Genomic DNA, 19,879 nt, shown 5'->3' with positions numbered 1-19,879 from the left:
TATCGCTCCTCACTTCGCGGCGGCCACGGCTTTCTGCGCCGCGTCGTTGAGATCGTCGGCCGGCGTGATCGCCAGGCCGGAGTTGGCCAGCAGCGCACGGCCCTGTTCCACGTTGGTGCCCTGCAGGCGCACCACCACCGGAATCTTCAGGCCCACTTCCTTCACCGCGGCGATGATGCCCTCGGCGATCATGTCGCAGCGGACGATGCCGCCGAAGATGTTGACCAGGATGGCCTTCACCTTGTCGGACGAGGTGATCAGCTTGAACGCTTCGGTGACGCGCTCCTTGGTGGCGCCGCCGCCCACGTCGAGGAAGTTGGCCGGCTCGCCGCCCGCCAGCTTGATCACGTCCATGGTGGCCATGGCCAGGCCCGCGCCGTTGACCATGCAGCCGATGGTGCCGTCCATCGTCACGTAGTTGAGGTTGTTCTGCACCGCGGCCGCCTCGGCGGCGTCTTCCTGGGTGAGGTCGCGCATGGCGGCCAGGTCCGGGTGGCGGAACTCGGCGTTGTCGTCGGAGTTCACCTTGCCGTCCAGCGCGGCGAGGTTGCCGTCGACGAGGATGGCGAGCGGGTTCAGCTCGACCAGCGAGAGGTCCTTTTCGTTGAACAGCTTGTACAGGCCCAGCATGATCTTGGTCAGCTGACCGACCTGCTTGGCGTTGAGGTCCATCGCGAAGCCGAGGTTGCGGCACTGGTAGGGCTGCAGGCCTTCCACGAAGTCCACCACGATGGTGTGGATGTCCTCCGGGGTGTCCTTCGCGACCTGCTCGATGTCCACGCCGCCGTGCTTGGAGGCGATGAAGGAGACGGCCTTGGAATCACGGTCGACCAGCACCGAGAGGTAGAGCTCCTTGGCGATGTCGGTGGCGTCGGTGACCAGCACCAGGTTCACCGGCAGCGCCCGGCCGGCCGACTGGTAGGTCTCCATCTTGGTGCCCAGCATGCCCTTGGCGGCGGCGCGCACGTCGTCGAGGCTGCGGCAGAACTTGACGCCGCCGGCCTTGCCGCGGCCGCCGGCGTGGATCTGCGCCTTGACCATCCATTGGGAACCGCCTAGCGCCTTGGCGGCGTCGACGGCGGCATCGGGGGAGTTGGCGACCTTGCCCGGCGGTACGGTGATGCCGTACTGCGCGAACAGTTCTTTGGCCTGGTATTCGTGGAAATTCATTCGATAGCCTCGAGCGAACGGGGAAAACGGCCTCGCGCGGAAGGGACGCGGCGCGGGCTTGCGAGGGAGTCGGACGGCGCGGACGCTGCCGGCTTGCGATGCACGCGGCGATGTCCCGACAAGGCGGGAACCGCGCGAAACGGCCGCCCATTTTCGCGGAAGCGGCCCCCGATGGAAAGAGGCGGCCCCGGAACCGGCCCGCGGCGAGTCCTGTCGCCGGTGCGGCGGAACCGCGCAGCCGCCCGCCTGCCGGGGCGCCGCAGCCGGTCCGGCGGGCCGAAGTTCTCGGGAAGGCGATCCTTTACCTATACTCCGCCGTGACCGTCCCAGAGTGCCGTACACCGTGTCCAGCACCGTCCTGCCGCAGCTCAACGCCCCGCGTGCCGTTCCGGCGGCGATCCGCCACGAGATGCTGTTCCTCAATGCGTTCAGGCTGATCCAGGCGCTGATGTACATCGGGCTGGCGTTCGCCCCGATGCAGATCGGCGGCGAGCCACTGGCCTCGCCGCAACTCGCCCTGCTGGTCACCCTGCCCTACCTGCTGTTCGCCATCGCGGCGCTGGCGCTGACCGGGCGCTGCGTGCCGTACGCGAAGGTGACCGTGTCGATCTGGCTGGTGGTGGACATCACCGCCGCGGTGCTGGCGCTCAGCGCGATCGACTATGCACGCATAGGCATCGCGATGATGCTGGCGGTGAACCTGGGCGTGGGCGCGCTGATCCTGTCGCTGCGGCTGTCCAGCTTCTTCGCCGCGCTGGCCACATTGGGCCTGCTCGCCCACGCGCTGCTGGCCCATCCCGGCAGCAATGTCGGCGACCGCAACCTGCTGGAATCGGCGCTGTTCGGCCTGGCCTATTTCGCGATCACCACGCTCTGCCACGTGCTGGGCCGCCAGCTGCGTGCCAGCGAAGCGCTGGCCGAGCAGCGCAGCACCGACCTGGCCAACCTCTCGCAAGTCAACGAGCTGATCATCCGCCGCATGAAGACCGGCGTGCTGCTGGTGGACGACGCCAACCGCATCCACCAGATCAACGAATCGGCCTGGATGCTGCTGGGCAACCCCAGCGCCGACCAGCGCGACCTGGGCCGGCTGGCGCCGGAGCTGTCGCGCCGCCTGTACCACTGGATGACCTCGGGCAAGCTGGACGAGACCGCCACCCAGCTTGCCGACGGCGTGCCCGAGGTGGTGCCGCGCTTCTCCCGCCTGGCGCCCAACGACGACTCGCTGGTACTGATCTTCCTGGACGACACCTCGCTGGTATCGCGCCGCGCGGAGGAGCTCACGCTGTCCTCGCTGGGGCGCCTGTCCGCATCGATCGCGCACGAGATCAGGAACCCGCTCGCGGCGATCCGCTATTCGGCGCAGCTGCTGGCCGAGTCGGAGAAGATGGACAGCTCCGACCAGCGCATGGTGGAGATCATCAACAACCACTGCGTGCGGCTCAACGAGATCATCGAGAACATCCTGCAGCTGTCGCGGCGCGAGCGCTCGCGGCCCGAAACGCTGGACCTGGGCCGCTGGGCGCAGGGCTTCGTGGACGAATACAAGCTCGGCAACGACATCGGCAACGACACCTTGCGCGTGGTGGTGGGCGGCGCCACCGCGGTGGCGGCGATGGCCGATCCGCAGCAGTTGCAGCAGGTGATGTGGAACCTGGTGCAGAACGCGCTGCGCTACGGCCGCCTGCCCGGCGAACCGGCGCGGGTGATGGTGATCGTGCGCAACGGCGAGCACGGCGAGCCGATCCTGGAAGTGACCGACCGCGGCCCCGGCATCGCGCCGAAGGTGGCCGCGCAGATCTTCGAGCCGTTCTACACCACCCACGAATACGGCACCGGGCTGGGCCTGTACCTGGCCCGGCAGATGGCCGAAGCGAACCAGGCGTCGCTGGAATACGTGCGCGTGGCCGGCGGCGGCAGCTGCTTCCGTCTGCTGCTCACGCCGCCGCAGATGAACCGGCTGGCCGGTGAGGTGGCGACCGGCTGAGCAGGCCGCCCCGGCTCAGGTCGCCCGCACGATCAGGCTGGTCGGCAGCATCTGCGAAGCCACCGGCTGGCCGTCGATCAGCGCCAGCACCTTGCGCGCCAGCAGCACGCCGCCCTCCTGCCAGTTTTGCCGTACGGTGGACAGCGGGGGCAGGAAGCTGGCGCCGTGCGGGGTGTCGTCGTAGCCCACCACCGAGACGTCGTTCGGTACCGACAGGCCCTGCTCCACCAGCGCGCGGATCGCCCCCATCGCCAGCAGGTCGCTGCAGGCGAAGATCGAATCGAAGCGCACCTTGCGGCTGGCCAGCGAGCGCACCGCATCGACGCCCGATTCCAGCGTCCAGTCCACCCGCTGCATCAGCAGGGGCTTGATGCCGTGGCCGGCCAGCTCGTCGACGAAGCCATGCAGGCGCTGCGCCATCTCGGGGTGGTCAGAGTTGCCGATGAACACCGGATGGCGGCGCCCGATCGACAGGAAGCGCTCGGCCACGCTGATCCCGCTGTGGCGGTTGTCGCTGCCCACCACGACGTGGTTGTCCTGCGCCGACTCGGCGCCCCACACCACCATCGGCAAGCCCAGGCGGTCGTAGAGCTTCACCGCGTCCTGGTGCACGCCCTGGCCCAGCAGGATGAGGCCGTCGGCGGCCTGCACCGCGGCGTTCGCCGCGTCATGGCGGGTGGTCAGCAGCACGCTGTAGCCCGCCGAAGTCAGCTCCTGCGAGATGCCGCCCAGCAGGGACAGCGGGTACGGGTCCCACATGGTGCGGCCGGCGGAGGGCTTCATCTCCACGATCACCGCCACCGTGTGGCTGCGCCGCAGGCGCAGGTTGCGCGCGCTGACGTTGAGCTTGTAGCCGTGCTTGCGGGCCAGGGCCTGGATGCGCTCGCGGGTCTCCGGCGTCACCAGCGGACTTTCGGCCAGGGCCCGCGACACGGTGATCTTGGACACCCCGGCCAGCTTCGCCAGGTCCGCCATGGTCAGGCCGGACTGTGCAGCGGCGGGCGACTTCTTCTTGGCGGAACTCAATGGCGGCCCTCCGGTGTGGCGCGACGGCACGGGGCCGACCTGGATGCCGGCTAGTGTCGCCCGCGGGGACAGCGCATTCAATGCGCCGGCGGCATGGCCCGGCAGTGCCCTCCGCACCTGTCCCGCGACCAATGATATCGATATCTTGATATCGATATCATTCACTCGTATGCTGCGCCCGGAAACGCGCCGGCACCACTGCGGCGCCGGCTGCAGCCAAGCGAGGGGAAACATTACGTGCAGACTCATGATGCGGCGCTGCCTGATCTGTCCGCCACGGCGGACACGGCACCGCATGCCGCGGGCACCCTCGACCCCTGGCAGCTCGTGCGCCGCGGCCGCGACCGCGCCGGCTTTGCCCAGGACGAAAGCCTGTTCGCGCTCGCCAACGGCTCGCTGGGCGTGCGCGGAGGGCTCGAGGAGGACGACAGTCCCAGTCAGGGCTGCTTCCTCGCCGGGGTATGGGAACGCTCGCCGATCGCCTACCACGAACGCTTCACCGGCTACGCCCGCACCACCGACACCCGCGTGCCGGTGGCCGACGCCAGCCGCATACGGCTGCGGCTGGGCGACACGCCGGTGCGGCTGGACGAGGGCGAGTGGCTGGCCCTGGAACGCCGGCTGGACCTGCGCGCGGGCTGCTACCGGCGCAGCTTGCGCTGGCGGGCGCCGGGCGGCGGCACACTGGAAATTTTCGCCGAGCGACTGGTGCCGCTGGACCGCCCCGGCCTGCTGGCCATCCGCTACCGCGTGCGTTCGCTCGACTACCGCGGCCCGATCACCCTGGAATCGGCGATCGACACCGCGCGCGCAGCCGTCGGCCAGGGCGACGACCCGCGCATCGGCGCCCACCTCAGCGGCGGCCTGCAACTGCACGACGCCCACGCCGACGCGGAGCTCGCCTGGGTCGCGCAGCACACCGCCCATAGCGGCATCCGGCTGGTCTGCGCGCAGTCGCATCGCCTCGCCGACCAGACGCTGGGCTTTCAGGGCGCCACGCGCACCCCGCACGGCGTAGCGCAGAGCTGGGCCGGCACCTTGGGCCCCGGCGACGAGGTGGTGCTGGAGAAGTTCGCCGTCTGGGCCTGGTCGCAGCCTGGCGCCGCGCGTTCCGTCGACCCTGTCCTGCTGTCCAGTGTCAAGGAAACATTGGCGTCGGCCGGCCATGCAGGCTTCCCCTCCCTGCTGGCCGGCCAGGCGGGGCGATTCGCGGCGCTGTGGCGCGCCGCCGACCTCGCCATCGACGGCGCGCCGGAGGTGGAGCAGGCGCTGCGCTTCAACCTGTTCCAGCTGTTCCAGTCCGGCAGCCGCGACGACCATGGCAGCGTGGCCGCCAAGGGCCTCACCGGCGAAGGCTACGAAGGCCACTGCTTCTGGGATGCCGAAGTCTTCATGCTGCCGGTGCTGGCCACGACCGCGCCGCAGCTGGCGCGGCACATGCTGGCCTGGCGCCACGCCACGCTGGACCGCGCCCGGGCCCATGCGCGCGAGCTGAACCACGCCCGCGGTGCGCTGTACCCCTGGCGCACCATCGCCGGCGACGAATGCTCGGCCTACTTCCCCGGCGGTTCGGCGCAGTACCACATCAATGCCGACATCGCCTGGGCGGTCCGGCTGTACGTGGATGCCAGCGGCGACGAGGACTTCCTGCGCGACATGGGTGCGGAGATGCTGTGCGAGACCGCGCGCATCTGGCTCCAGGCCGGGCACTTCAACCCGCGCCGCGGCGGCGCCTTCTGCATCCACGAGGTGACCGGGCCGGACGAATACTCGGCGCTGGTCGACAACAACCACTACACCAACCGCATGGCGCAACGGCACCTGCGCGACGCCGCCGCTACCGTCGCGTGGCTGGCCGCGAAGCATCCGGCCGAGCATGCCGCGCTGGCGCGGCGCATCCAGCTGGCCGACGACGAGGCCGTCCAATGGCGGCGCGCCGCCGACGCGATGTACCTGCCGGTGGACCCGGAGCTGGGCATCTTCCCGCAGGACGACGGCTTCCTCGACAAGCCGCGGCTCACGCCCGGGCAAATGGGCGATCCGTCGTTGCGCCCGCTGCTGCTGCACTGGCATCCGCTGACCATTTATCGCCACCAGGTGTGCAAGCAGGCCGACACCTTGCTCGCCCTGGTACTGGCCGGCGACGACGTGGACGCGGCCGCGAAGCGGCGCAACTTCGACTACTACGAAGGCGTCACCGTGCACGACTCCACGCTGTCCGCTTCCAGCTTCGCGGTGCTCGCCGCCGAAACGGGGCGCGGCGCGGAGGCATACCGGTACTTCCTCGACACCTTGCGGGTGGACCTGGACGACTCGCACGGCAATGCCGGGCACGGCCTGCACATGGCGGCGATGGCCGGCAGCTGGCTGGCGCTGGGCTGGGGCTTCGGCGGCCTGCGCGTGCGGGACGGCCGGCCCGCGCTGGCGCCGCAACTGCCGGAAGCCTGGCGCGCCTATCGCTTCGGCCTGCACTGGCGCGACGCGCAACTGCGGGTAGAGGTGGACGCCGACGGCGTGCGCTATACCCTGCTCGAAGGCGAAGCGCTGGACTTCCTGCACCGCGGCCAGCCGCAACGCCTGCACAAAGGCGAGTCGCTGCAGCTGCCGCACCCGGCCGCGCCCACGCTGAAGGCGGTGATCTTCGATCTCGACGGCGTGCTCGCCGACACCGCCGTGCTGCATCGCGCTGCGTGGCAGCAGCTGGCCCTGGAGATCGACGCGCCGTTCGACGAGGCGATCGCCGAGCGCATGAAGGGCGTGGACCGCATGGGCTCGCTGGAGATCCTGTTGGAGCGTGCGCCGCGCCGTTACAGCGACGCGGAAAAGACCGAACTGGCTGCGCGCAAGAACGCCCGCTACGTGGAGCTGATCGGCAGGCTGACCCCGGAGAACCTGCTGCCCGGGGCGCGCGCCGCGGTGGAATCGGTGCGGGCGGCCGGACTCAAGACTGCGCTGGCCTCGGCCAGCCGCAACGCGCCGCAGCTGCTGGACCGGCTCGGCATCGGCGGGCTGTTCGACTGCGTGGTCGACGCCAGCCGCATCGCCCGCTCCAAGCCCGATCCGGAAATCTTCCTCGCTGCCGCCGCCGGCCTCGGCCTGGCGCCGGCGGACTGCCTCGGCGTGGAGGACGCCGCGGCAGGCATCGCCAGCATTCACGCCGCGGGGATGGCGGCGGTGGGAGTCGGCCGGGCGGAGGCCCTGGCCGAGGCAGACGTGCTGTTGTCGAACATCGCCGCGTTCGACATCGGCCGGATAACAACGACAAGCGGCCCGTCGGCTCGGCTTCCCGCCGCTGCCGCATCACCACGCAACCAGAACTGATGGGGAGTCAGAACATGAGTACTCGGATACGCACCAGCTTGACCCTGTCCGCGGCGATCGCGGCCGCCCTCGCCTCCGGCGCCGCCCTGGCGCAGGACAACGGCCAGACTGCCAACGGCACGCCGGCCACCGCGAACCCCGCGCAAAAGGCCAGCAAGAACGGCAAGTCCGTGCAGTCGCTGGAGCAGGTCGTCGTCACCGGCTCGGCCAGCACCACCGGCGTGCGCAAGATCGACGCCAGCTACTCGATCACCACCGCCACCGATGCCCAGATCCAGCAGGCCAACCCGCGCAGCTCGGCCGACCTGCTGAAGCTCGCGCCCGGCGTATGGCCGGAATCCACCGGCGGCGAGACCGGTGCCAACATCGAGATCGCCGGCTTCCCGGGCGGCGGCGACGCGCCGTTCTACACCAACCAGATCATGGGCACGCCGCTGTACGGCATGCCATCGCTGTCGTTCTTCGAGCAGAGCTCGATGTTCCGCCTCGACGACACCATCGACCACGTGGAGCTCCTGCTGGGCGGTCCGTCGGTGGTGTTCGGCGACGGCCAGATCGGCCTCACCTCCAACTACATCCTCAAGCAGGGCACGGATACGCCGTCCGGCAGCATCGGCGTCACCTATGGCACCGGAAACCTGCGTCGCGTCGACGGCTTCTACGGCTTCCCGCTCGGCAAGGGCGGCTGGTACGGCAGCGTGGGCGGGTTCTACCGCGACTCCAACGGCGTGCGCAATCCGCGGTTCCCCGCCGACAAGGGCGGCCAGCTCACCGCCACGCTGACCAAGGACTGGGACAACGGCTCGCTGGTGTTCTGGGCCCGCGGCCTGGACGACAAGAACCAGTTCATTACGCCTATCCCGCTGATCCAGGACCGTCCGGGCGTCTTCTCCGAGTATCCGGGCTTTGACCCGCTCACCGGCACCTATTACAGCCGTGCAATGCAGCACGTCTATCTGGAGAGCTACCCGGGCGGCGGCACCAGCGCCAACCTCGCCGACGGCCGCGGCGCCCAGCTCGGCTTCTTCGGCGCGAATTTCGACTGGGACTTCGGCAACGGCTGGACGGTCAGCGACAAGTTCCTGGTCGACGGCGGCAACATGGACACCAACGCGCTGTTCTCCGGCTCCAATCCGCAGACGCTGAGCAGCTGGGAAAACACCGCCGGCACCTATCCGGACAACACCGTTCCTGCCGGGGCCGTGTACACCGCCAACTACGCCAATGGCGGCGTGATCACCGATCCCAACCTCGACGTGATCAGCCAGGGCTGGTGGCACATCCACAAGAACATCAAGAGCGCGGTCAATGACTTCCGCCTCAGCAAGGAGCTTTTCGAGGGCAACACGCTGACCGCCGGCCTGTACCTGGCGCACTACACCGACAATGACCGTTGGTCGCTCGGCAACCCGATGCTGATGAGCAACACGCCGAACGCCACGCCGATCGCGGTGAGCTACGTGCAGGGCGGCCAGACCTACCAGGTCACCAACGGCCAGGGCCTGATCTACAACGGCGGCTTCAACATCACCGAGAACGGCGTGGCCACCAACAAGGCGTTCTACCTGTCGGATATCTGGACCCTCGACAAGTGGATCTTCGACGCCTCGGCCCGGCTCGAGAACGAGAACGCCCGCAACACCGTGTGCAACCTGTCCAACGTCAACATCGACGGCAACCCGAACACGCTGTACGACAACGCCGTGGCGATGTGCAACGGCACCTACGCGGTCACCAACTACGACAAGACCCACACCTCGTGGACCGCCGGCGCCACCTACAAGATCCAGGACAACATGTCCGTCTACGTCCGTGCCAACAAGGGCGCGCACTTCAACAGCTTCGACGACATGCGCGGCAGCGCCACCGGCGACACGCCGCCGCTGCTGAAGATCCAGAACTTCGAGGTGGGCTGGAAGTACGCGGCCAACTGGCTCAACGCCGACATCTCGTTCTACCACCGCCAGTTCGATGGCCTGAGCTACCAGCCCTCGCTGCTGGGCGTGCCGTTCGGCAGCAAGTCCACCTACGGCTCGGACACCAGGGGCATCAACTTCAACGTGATCGCCACCACACCGGACAAGATGTTCTCGGTGATCGCCTCCGGCGACTGGATGCAGGGTCACTACTCGCACTTCCAGGGCGACGCGGAGTTCTTCGGCCTGCCGACGCCGGACAATCCCACCGGCAAATTCGTCAGCACCTACCAGGGCAAGCAGCTGCAGCGCCAACCGAAGTTCCAGGTCCGCCTGACGCCGACCCTGACCCTGCCCACGGCCCATGGCGACCTGCGCCTGTGGGTCACCATGGAATACGTCGGGCCGCATACCCAGGACCAGCTTGCCCTGCAGCAACTGGGCAGCTACACCGATTTCAACGTCGGCGCACAGTACACCTACGACAAGCACTGGGTATTCACCCTGCTCGGATCCAACGTGACCGACACGCTCGGCCTGACGGAATCGAACTCGCGCATTGCCGGCAATGCCACCGGCGCCACGGGCGTGCTGCTGGCACGCACACTGGAAGGCCATCAGTACAGCATGCAGGTGAAGTACCAGTTCTGAGCTAACGTTTACCCCGCGTAGCGGCCCGGATCGCGCGATGGCGACCCGGGCCGCCTTTTTCGACGCGGCCCGTCCGCACGAGGTGCGCATGAACCGTTTCCGCATGATCGCCGCGCTCGCGCTGACCTACGTGGTCTTCGCGATCCTGCTCAACAGCGTGGGCACGGTGATCCTGCAGTCCATCGCCAGCTTCGGCGTCGGCAAGACCGAGGCCAGCCTGCTCGAATTGTTCAAGGACCTCACCATCGCCGCGGTTTCCTTCGGCGTGGCCTCCTTCCTGCCGCTGATCGGCTACCGGCGCGCGATGATCCTGGCGCTGGCGCTGCTCGGCGGCGCCTGCGTGCTGATGCCGCTGTGGCCGGGCTTCCGCACCACCGAGGTGCTGTTCACCTGCGTCGGCATCTCGTTCGCGCTGGCCAAGGTCGGCGTGTATTCCTCGATCGGCCTGCTTACCGCCGACCGTGCGGCGCACGGCCGGCTCACCTCGACCATCGAGGGCACCTTCATGCTCGGCGTGCTGGCCGGCAACTGGCTGTTCAGCGCCTTCATCAACCATGCCGACCCCGCCGACCTGGCGTGGCTGAACGTGTACTGGGTGCTGGCCGCACTGTGCGTGCTGGTGATCGCGCTGCTCGCCGGCTCGCGCATGGACGAATCGGCCGCGCACAACGTGCACACGTCGACCATGAAGGGTTCGCTGGTCGAGATGCTGCAGCTGTTCATGCGGCCGCTGGTCTATGTGTTCCTGATCTCGGCCTTCCTCTACGTGCTGATCGAGCAGAGCTTCTCCACCTGGCTGCCGACCTTCAACAACGAGATCCTGAAGCTGCCGAACGCGATGAGCATCCAGCTCGCCAGCATCCTGCCCGGCGCAATCGCGCTGGGCCGCCTGGGCGCTGGCCAGGCGCTGCGACGGATGCACTGGTACATCCTGCTCAATATCTGCGTGGTCGGCATGGCGGCGGTCGTGGTCGTGAGCCTGCCGCTGGCGCGCAACATCGTGCCGAATGCGCACATCGGCTGGGGCAACGCGCCCGTCGCCGCCTGGCTGTTTCCGCTGGTGGGCCTGCTGATGGCGCCGATCTACCCGGTGATCAATTCGGTGGTGCTGAGCTCGCTGCCCAAGCCCGCGCATGCGGCGATGACCGGGCTGATCGTGATCTTCTCCGCGCTGGGAGGCACCCTGGGTTCGCGCATCACCGCGATCGTGTTTGCCCGCTCCAACGGCATCGACGCGTTCTATTTCTCGCTGCTGCCGATGAGCCTGATCCTGGCTGCGCTGTTCTTCTTCAAGCGCGAAACCGACCGCCACGGCGTGGCCTTGGCGGTGCCTGGCATCCGCCTCGCGGCGAAATAGCGCCGGCCACGCGCCCGTGCCCACGCCCGCCGCCATGCCGCTCGATGCCCTGCGCCAGGTCGGCACGGTGCTGCAGGCCGGGGAGCTGCGCGACGCGCACGAACGCCTGCAGGCCATCATCGCGGAGCACCCGGACTGTGTGGAAGCCTTGCGCCTGCTCGGCGGCCTGCGCCAGGGCTTCGGCGACGCCGAAGGCGCCGAGGCGCTGCTGCGCCGGGCGTTGGCGCTCGACCCGGGCTGGACACCCACGCTCGCCACCTTGGGCGAACTGCTGCTCGCCGCCGGCCGCGACGAGGAGGCCGAGGCGCTGCTGCGCCGCGCAGCCGGCCGGCTACCGCAGGCCGCGTTGCGACTGGCACGGCATTGCAACGAGCAGCAACGCCCGGCGGAGGCGCTGGCCCTGCTCGCGCCGCTGTGCGCCACCGTGCCGCCCGGCGCAGCCCCTTTCTACGCTGAACTGGCCGCACAGCACGTCGCGGCGCTGGCCGCACTGGGCCGTGCCGGGGAAGCCGCGGATTTCTATCGCCGCGCAGCAGAAACCGCGCCCGACCACGCCGCCGCCGCGCAGGCGCTGGCGATCGCCCTCGCCGCCTGCGGCCGGCACACCGAGGCCGAACGCGCCGCCAGCCGCGCGCTGGCGCCCGGCCGCGCAAACGCAGCCGCCCATTTCACCCGCGCCCGCAGCCTGGTCGCGCTGGGCGAGTTTGCACGCGCCGAGGCGGACCTGCGCGAGGGCCTGCGGCAGGAGCCGCGCCACGCAGAGGCGCACGACCATCTCGCGCGTCTGGTGTGGATGCGCAGCGGCGATCTTGCCGAGAGCACCGCCATCCTCGACGAGGCATTACGCCGGTTTCCCGGCGACGAGGCCCTGCTCGCCACCAAGGCCGCGGTCCTGCATGGCGCCGGCGACGCGCGCGGCGCATACGCCTGCCTCGCCGCATCGGCCGGTCGCGCGCAGGCCACGCCCTCCGTGCTGGTGCGCGGGGGGCTGAGTGCGCTGGAATTCGACCCCGCCGCCGCACTCGCGCTGGCCGAGCGCGCGCTGCGGCAATCGCCCGCCGCCACCGCGGCGCGCAGCCTGCTCGCGGCGGCCCTGCTCGGCGTCGGCGAGGCGCAACGCGCGCTCGGGCATTGCGAGCTGCTGCTCGCCGACGCGCCCGACGACCAGTACCTGGTCGCGCTGCAGACCACCGCCTGGCGCCTGCTGGCCGACCCGCGCCACGACGCGTACTGCGACTATCCACAACTGGTGCAGCCTTACCGCCTGCAGGCGCCGGCCGGCTGGAGCAGCCTCGCCGGCTTTCTCGCCGACCTGAAGCGCAGCCTGGAACGCCTGCACGATCCGCAGGGCCACCCGCTGCTGTTCCAGTCGCTGCGCCATGGCACCGAGACCACCGAGGACCTGGCCCGCCACGCCGATCCGGTGATCCAGGCGCTGTTCCGGGCCTTCGATGCGCCGATCCGCGATTACATGGCCTATCTCGGCGAGGGCGACGATGTGCTGCGCCGGCGCAACCGCGGCACGTACCGCTACAACGGCAGCTGGTCGGTGCGGCTGCGCAGCGCGGGCTTCCACGCCAACCACGTGCACCCGCGCGGCTGGATCTCCTCGGCCTGCTATATCGACCTGCCGGAAAGCATGGCCGGCAGCGGCACCAACGACGGCTGCCTCGCCTTCGGCGAACCCGGCATCCTCACCGCGCCGAAGCTAGCCGCGCAGCACGTGGTGCGTCCCGAGCCCGGCATGCTGGTGCTGTTCCCTTCCTACGCCTGGCACGGCACCGTGCCGTTCCACGGCGAGCGGGCGCGCCTGACGGTGGCCTTCGACGCGGTGCCGGGAGCCGCTGCATGAAGCGCGCCGCCGCCATGCTGCTGTCCGCGCTGGCGGCGGCGCCCGCGTTCGCCACCACCGACGCCGGCTTCGTGCTGCAGGCGGGCGCCGCGGACTGGGCCCGTTACTTCCCCGGCCAGCTGGGCAACGGCTACGCCTCCACGCTGACCGCGCCACGCGGCACCGAGGCCGCGCCGGCCTACCTCGTCGCCTTCATGGACCGCACGCCCGGCGACATGGCGCGCCCGGCCGTCGTGCCCGCATGGAGCGGCATCGATTATCGCGCCGTGGGCGGCGCCTGGCTCAACGCCGCGCCGCTGGACGCCGCGCATTTCCGGGACTACGCGCAGACCCTGGACATGCACGACGGCACGCTGGCCACGCGCTACCGCTACCGCGACGGCGAGCGCGCCACCGATGTCGAAGTCCTCTCGCTGGTGAGCCAGGCCTCGCCGCACCTCGCCGGCAGCCAGCTCGTCCTCACCCCGCATTTCGACGGCCGCGTGGAGCTGTCGTTTGCGCTGGACGGCTGGGCGCCGCACGAGCCGCGCTTCGCGCTGGCCCGCATCACCGATGCGGAAATGCACAGGGAGCTGGACAGGCATCACCTGAAGCTGGAGCCCGTCGCGCCCGCCACGGCGGACCGTGCCGCGCTGTGGTATCCCGGCACCACCGAGCTGCTGGGCCGCGGCGGCGATGCGTCGCAACTCACCTTGTGGCTGGCCGGCCGCGCCGCGAACAGCGCCACGATGGCGGCAGCGGTCGCCGTGGCGCTGCCGCAAGGCATGCAGCCGGTCTCGGCCAGGGTGGTGCGCGACGGTCTGCGGCTTGCGCTCGACGTGGTGGTGGACGTGCGCAAGGACCGGCGCTATCGCTTCGCCAAGTTCGTCGCCGTGTCGCGCGCGGGCTGGGGCGGCAACGCGCAGGCCGATCTCGTGCTGGCCACCCAGGCACGCGCACAGGGCTTCGACGCGCTGCTGCGCGCGCAGCGGAATGCCTGGCACGCGCTGTGGCAATCGGACATCATGATCGACGGCGATCCCGCCGCGCAGCGCATCGTCCACGCGGACCTCTATTACCTGCTGTCCAACGTGACGCCGGACACCGCGTGGCCCACCGGCGCCTGCGGCATGACGTCGGGCTACGCCGGGCACGTGTTCTGGGACAGCGACACCTGGGTGTTCCCGGCCCTGCTCCTGCTGCATCCGGAACGCGCGAAATCGCTGGTGGCGTTCCGCGCCCGCACGCTGCCGGCCGCGGAGGCGCGCGCACGTGCGCGCGGCCTGCGCGGCGCGATGTATCCCTGGGAGGCGGACCCCGACGACGGCAGCTCGCAGACCCCGCACCCGGCCCAGGTGCTCGACGAACACGAGATCCACGTCAACGGCGACGTCGCCATTGCGCAGTGGCAATACTGGCTCGCCAGCGGCGACAAGGCATGGCTGCGCCAGCACGGCTGGCCGGTGATCCGCGCCGTCGCCGACTTCTGGGCCAGCCGCGCCACCTGGGTCGCGGCGAAACACCGCTGGGAGATCGAGCACGTCACCTCGGTGGACGAGGACTACAGCGACGTACCCAACGACACCTACACCAATGCCGTGGCGCGCAAGGCGCTGCAGATCGCCGGCGCCGCGGCCGCCGTGCTCGGCGAAACAGCCGACCCGCACTGGGCCAAGGTCGCGGATGGCCTGTACCTGCCGTTCTCCGAAGAGGACGGCCACCATCTCGACTTCGACCCGTCCGTGCCGCACGACCGCGACACCTGGGGCGGCAGCTCGCTGCCGATGCTCGCCCTGCCGTCGCTGGACCTGCCGATGGACCTGGCCGCGCGCCGCCGCGACTACGCCTACGCGCTGGGCCCGATCAAGCGCTCGAGCCGCGACCCGAACAGCATGGGCGTCGCCCCGCTGTCGATCGCCGCCGCCACTGCCGGCGACGATGCGGATGCCGCGAAGTGGTTCGAACGCAACCTCCGTGCGCACGTGGTGAAGCCGCCGTTCGACGTGCGTACCGAGACCGCCAACAACAACACCGGCTACTTCCTCACCGCCAGCGGCGGGATGCTGCAGAACATCCTCTATGGCTTCACCGGCCTGCGCATGGCGCCGGCCGGACTGGCGCCTGCCTATCCGCCGATGCTGCCGGCGCACTGGACTACCCTGACACTGCGCCACGTCACCTTCCGCAACCGGCATTACGACATCGCCGTGCGGCGCGGCGCCGACGGCAAACCCGTGCTGTCGATGACCGCCACGCCATCCACAGGGAGTCCCCGCCCATGAAAATCCGCATCCGCGTTGCCGCCATCCTGCTCGCGCTGCTGTCCGCGCCTCTGGCCTCCGCGGTAACGCCTGATGCCGCGAAGACGCTGGATTACATCCACCATGCCTGGCCCACGCTCACGCGCCGGATGGACGACTGCTCCGCTTTCGGCAAGGGGCCGGGCGACACGCAGCTCGCCATCTACCTGCCGCACCGGTTGCCGATGCCGGGCGACCTTCCCCGCATCGCGAAGGCCTGCCATGTCGAAGTGCGCCGGTTGCCGGAATCGATACGCCAGCTCGGCCGCTTCGATCCGGCCACGCTGCCCGTGCAGGGCCTGCTCTACCTGCCGCATCCCTACGTGGTGCCCGGCGGCTTCTTCAACGAGATGTATGGCTGGGACAGCTACTTCATCGAGCTGGGCCTGCTCGCCGACCACCACGAGGCGCTGGCGCGCGACATGGTCGACAACGCGCTGTTCGAGGTGCGCCACTACGGCGGCGTGCTCAACGCCAACCGCAGCTACTACCTCAGCCGGTCGCAGCCGCCGTTCCTCTCCGCGATGATGGCCGCGCTGCTGGCCGATCCCGCCAGCTTCCGCGACGATGCCGACAGGCGCGCCTGGCTGGCACAGGCCTATCCGCTGGCAGTGCGCAACCACGATCTCTGGCTGCGGCCCGGGCACCGCGCCGGCGACACCGGCCTGGCCCGCTACTTCGACTACGGCCACGGCCCGGTGCTGGAGGCACACGACGCTGGCTATTACCAGGGCGTGATCCGCTGGCTGCTGGCGCACCGGTCCGAAGATCCCGGCTACCTGGTCAAGGCGCCGCGGCACCCCGATGCCGCCGAAGCGGCACGGCTGGAGACCACGAGCTGCGACGCCGCGACCTCGAAGGTCTGCGCCGAGGCCTGGGTGGACGGTTACCGCCTCGGCGCCGACTACTACCTCGGCGACCGTGCGATGCGCGAGTCGGGCTTCGACGTGAACTTCCACTTCGGTCCCTACGCCGGCCTCACCCACCACTACGCGCCGGTGGGACTGAACAGCCTGCTCTACCGCTATGAGCGCGACCTGCACGATTTCGCCGCGGCGCTCGGCAAGACTGCCGACGCGGCGCACTGGGCGCAGGCGGCCGCCGCGCGCCGGGCGGCGATGGACAGGTACCTGTGGCAGCCCGCGCAAGGCATGTACATGGACTACGATTTTGTGGCGCGCAAACCCTCGACCGACCCCTACCTCAGCACGTTCTACCCGCTGTGGGCGGGCGCCGCTTCCGCCGCGCAGGCGCAGGCGCTGCGCGGCAGGCTCGCGCTGTTCGAGCAGCGCGGCGGCCTGGCGATGAGCACGCGCGTCACCGGCGCGCAATGGGACGCGCCCTACGGCTGGGCGCCGACCAACTGGCTCGCCATCGCCGGCCTGGACGCCTACGGTTTCCATGACGATGCGCGCCGCCTCGCGGGCAAGTTCATGGCCAGCGTGGACCGCGGCTACGCGGACGACGGCACGATCCGCGAGAAATACAACATGGCGCAAGGCAACGCCGCGGTGAAGATCACTGCAGGCTATACGCAGAACGTGGTCGGCTTCGGCTGGACCAACGGCGTGTACCTCAAGCTGCACCAGTTGCTCGAAGGCGCCACGACCGGAGCGCCCGCGAACCCGCCGGCCGCGGCGCGGTGAACTCCGCCGCAACAGGCGAGCAGCGGCCATGAACCACCCGCGCCTTGCGCACCTGGTGCCGGCACTGCTGCTCTGCAGCCTGGTCGCCGCCAACGCCCTCGCACGGGAGGACCGGCCCGGCGTGCGGCCCGACGGCAGCATCGCCGCGCAAGCCGCCAGCGTGCCCTACTCCGCGTTCGCCTCACCGCAGGCCCGCGCCTTCTTCCCGAAAATGCTCGCCGAAGGCGCCAAGGCGCCGCCGCTCACCGCGCCGATCGCCGCGAGCCGGGCCTTCTACGACCGCATGAACAGCGACCGCGCGCGGCGCATGGAGAAGCTCTACCCGGTAAAGACCCACCGCGACACCATCGCCGGGGTCGGCGTCGACGTGGTGCTGCCCGCGCGGGGCGTGGCGCCGGCGAACCGCCACCGCGTGTTGCTCAACCTGCACGGCGGCGCCTTCCTGTGGGGTGCGCGCAGCGGCGCGCTGGTCGAATCCGTCCCGATCGCCAGCCTCGGCCGCATCGAGGTGATCGCCGTGGACTACCGGCTCGGTCCCGAGCACGTCTTCCCGGCCGCCAGCACGGATGTCGAGCGGGTCTACCGCGAACTGCTGAAGACCCACCGACCGGAGCAGATCGGCATCTATGGCTGCTCGGCCGGCGGCATCCTCACCGGCGAGGCGGTGGCGCGCTTCATCGCCGACCAGCTGCCGGTGCCCGGCGCCATCGGCATGTTCTGCGGTGCGCTGACTGACCTGGGCGGCGATTCCGCCTACGTGGCGCCGCTGCTCAACGGCCAGGGCGTGCCGGCGCATCCGCTGGGACTGGCCGCGATTCCTTATTTCGACGGCGCCGACCCGCGCGACCCGCTGGTGCAGCCGGGCCTGTCGCCCGCGCTGCTGGCGAAGTTCCCGCCCGCGCTGCTGATCACCGGCACACGCGACATGGCGCTGAGCTCGGTGGTGCACAGCAATGAACTGCTGCACCAGGCCGGCGTGCCCACCGAACTGCGTGTATGGGAGGGTATGTGGCATTCCTTCTTCTCCGACCCGGAGCTGCCCGAGTCACGCCAGGCCTATGCCGCCATCGTCGCCTTCTTCGACCGGCGGCTGGCCCGCTGAGCCCGGGCTCCCGCGCTTTGCCCCCCGTGGGCACCACGGGTATCCTCAGCGGAACGCCACCACCCCCCGTGACCCATGAGCCAGCAGACCGTTCTGGTCATCGACGACGAGCGCGACATCCGCGAACTGCTCACCATCACGCTGGGGCGGATGGACCTGCAGGTCGACGCCGTGGGTACCGTCGCCGAGGCGCGTCGGGCGCTGGCCGACAAGACCTACGAACTCTGCTTCACCGACATGCGCCTGCCCGACGGCACCGGCCACGAGATCGTCGAATACATCGCCGCCAACCATCCGGACATGCCGGTGGCGATGATTACCGCCTACGGCAACGTGGACGCCGCGGTGAACGCGTTGAAGGCCGGCGCGTTCGACTTCGTCTCCAAGCCGGTGGACATCCAGATGCTGCGCCAGCTGGTGCGCACCGCGCTGCGGCTGGCCGAGGAAAAGCGCAGCGGCAAGGCCGCGGCCAAGGCTGGCGGCGCCGGCGAACGGTTGATCGGCGACTCCTCGGCGATGCAGCTGGTGCGCTCCACCATCGCCAAGCTGGCGCGCAACCAGGCGCCGGTCTACATAGCCGGCGAATCCGGCGTGGGCAAGGAACTGGTGGCGCGGCTGATCCACGAGCAGGGCCCCCGCGCCCCCGGCCCGTTCGTGCCGGTGAACTGCGGCGCGATCCCCTCCGAGCTGATGGAGAGCGAGTTCTTCGGCCACAAGAAGGGCAGTTTCACCGGTGCCGGCGCCGACAAGGAGGGCCTGTTCCAGGCCGCCCACGGCGGCACCTTGTTCCTCGACGAAGTGGCCGAGCTGCCGCTGCACATGCAGGTGAAGCTGCTGCGCGCGATCCAGGAAAAAGCCGTTCGCCCGATCGGCGCGCGCGAGGAAGTGCCGGTGGACGTGCGCATCCTCTCGGCCACGCACAAGAACCTCGCCGCCCTGGTCGAGCAGGGACAGTTCCGCCAGGACCTGTTCTACCGCATCAACGTGATCGAACTGCGCGTGCCGCCGCTGCGCGAGCGCCGCGGCGACGTGCCGCTGCTGGCCAACTTCATCCTGCAGGGCCTGGCCCGCAAGGACGGCGGCAATCCCCGCCAGTTGCTGCCCGAGGCGCGGCAGGCGCTGGAGAGCTACGACTTCCCAGGCAATGTGCGCGAGCTGGAAAACATCCTCGAGCGCGCCACCGCGATGTGCGACGGCGAGCATATCGGCGCCAGCGACCTGATGCTGCCGCAGCGCCTGCCGCGCACGGAAGCGGCAGCCCCTGCCGTTCCCGGCAACGCGCCCCCGGTCGCTGCGCCGCACCCGGCCAGCGCCACCGGCGACGGCGGCCTGGACGACTACATCAGCAATCTGGAGCGCGGCGCGATCATGAAGGCGCTGGAAGAATCGCGCTACAACAAGACCGCCGCGGCGAAGAAGCTCGGCATCACGTTCCGGGCGTTGCGCTACAAGCTGAAGAAGCTGGGCATCGACTGAGCCGTTTGGCGACGCGTGCAGCGGGACCCGGGCGGCGCGTCCCAGGCGATGCCCGTGCGGACAACGGCTGACCGGCCCGGTGGCACCCCCGCTGGC

11 protein-coding genes are annotated in these 19,879 nt (G+C 69.8%); 9 read left to right on the top strand and 2 right to left on the bottom strand.

The genetic code is table 11. The features are described from left to right. Nucleotides 1-9 precede the first annotated feature (9 nt). Complete coding sequence (gene sucC, locus AC2EWF_RS13780; RefSeq protein WP_483639955.1) at nucleotides 10-1,170, bottom strand: ADP-forming succinate--CoA ligase subunit beta; 1,161 nt, start codon at nucleotides 1,168-1,170, stop codon at nucleotides 10-12. Between the two features lie 343 nt (nucleotides 1,171-1,513). Here sucC and AC2EWF_RS13775 point away from each other — a divergent pair, with 343 nt between their 5' ends. After that, a complete protein-coding gene (locus tag AC2EWF_RS13775; RefSeq protein ID WP_483639954.1) occupies nucleotides 1,514-3,157 on the top strand; it encodes a sensor histidine kinase in 1,644 nt (547 codons plus the stop codon). 15 nt (nucleotides 3,158-3,172) lie between these two features. On the opposite strand, the gene AC2EWF_RS13770 is transcribed toward AC2EWF_RS13775, so the two are convergent. Next, nucleotides 3,173-4,132 carry a LacI family DNA-binding transcriptional regulator gene (locus tag AC2EWF_RS13770; protein WP_483640436.1) on the bottom strand — a complete coding sequence of 320 codons (960 nt, stop codon included), beginning with the start codon at nucleotides 4,130-4,132 and terminating at the stop codon, nucleotides 3,173-3,175. 288 nt (nucleotides 4,133-4,420) lie between these two features. Between AC2EWF_RS13770 and pgmB the strand changes: the two genes are divergently transcribed. The 8 genes from pgmB to AC2EWF_RS13730 all read left to right on the top strand — a co-directional run bounded on the left by pgmB (nucleotide 4,421) and on the right by AC2EWF_RS13730 (nucleotide 19,783). After that, a complete protein-coding gene (pgmB, locus tag AC2EWF_RS13765) occupies nucleotides 4,421-7,504 on the top strand; it encodes a beta-phosphoglucomutase (protein ID WP_483639953.1) in 3,084 nt (1,027 codons plus the stop codon). 14 nt (nucleotides 7,505-7,518) lie between these two features. Beyond that, nucleotides 7,519-10,071, top strand: coding sequence for a TonB-dependent receptor (locus AC2EWF_RS13760; RefSeq protein WP_483639952.1), 2,553 nt, complete (start codon nucleotides 7,519-7,521; stop codon nucleotides 10,069-10,071). Nucleotides 10,072-10,159: 88 nt separating this feature from the next. Beyond that, entirely contained in the window at nucleotides 10,160-11,428 is a 1,269-nt protein-coding gene (locus AC2EWF_RS13755) for an MFS transporter (protein WP_483639951.1), read from the top strand. Between the two features lie 16 nt (nucleotides 11,429-11,444). Continuing rightward, the gene (locus AC2EWF_RS13750; protein WP_483639950.1) at nucleotides 11,445-13,280 is read left to right on the top strand and encodes a tetratricopeptide repeat protein; all 1,836 of its coding nucleotides are present in this window, start codon (nucleotides 11,445-11,447) and stop codon (nucleotides 13,278-13,280) included. Next, a complete protein-coding gene (locus AC2EWF_RS13745; RefSeq protein ID WP_483639949.1) occupies nucleotides 13,277-15,541 on the top strand; it encodes a glycoside hydrolase family 65 protein in 2,265 nt (754 codons plus the stop codon). Before AC2EWF_RS13750 ends, AC2EWF_RS13745 begins: the two co-directional genes overlap by 4 nt. Further along, nucleotides 15,538-17,205, top strand: coding sequence for a trehalase family glycosidase (locus AC2EWF_RS13740; RefSeq protein ID WP_483639948.1), 1,668 nt, complete (start codon nucleotides 15,538-15,540; stop codon nucleotides 17,203-17,205). The genes AC2EWF_RS13745 and AC2EWF_RS13740 overlap by 4 nt, the downstream gene beginning before the upstream one ends. Before the next feature lie 28 nt (nucleotides 17,206-17,233). Then, on the top strand, nucleotides 17,234-18,307 hold the full coding sequence (locus AC2EWF_RS13735; protein ID WP_483639947.1) for an alpha/beta hydrolase: 1,074 nt from the start codon (nucleotides 17,234-17,236) through the stop codon (nucleotides 18,305-18,307). A 75-nt stretch (nucleotides 18,308-18,382) separates the two neighbouring features. Then, nucleotides 18,383-19,783, top strand: coding sequence for a sigma-54-dependent transcriptional regulator (locus AC2EWF_RS13730; RefSeq protein ID WP_483639946.1), 1,401 nt, complete (start codon nucleotides 18,383-18,385; stop codon nucleotides 19,781-19,783). The last annotated feature ends 96 nt before the right edge of the window (nucleotides 19,784-19,879 follow it).

The sequence above is a fragment of the Rhodanobacter sp. sgz306013 genome (genome assembly GCF_057031145.1).
Note: the sequence above shows the minus strand (reverse complement) of the source record. Positions and strands in the feature narration are given on the sequence as shown.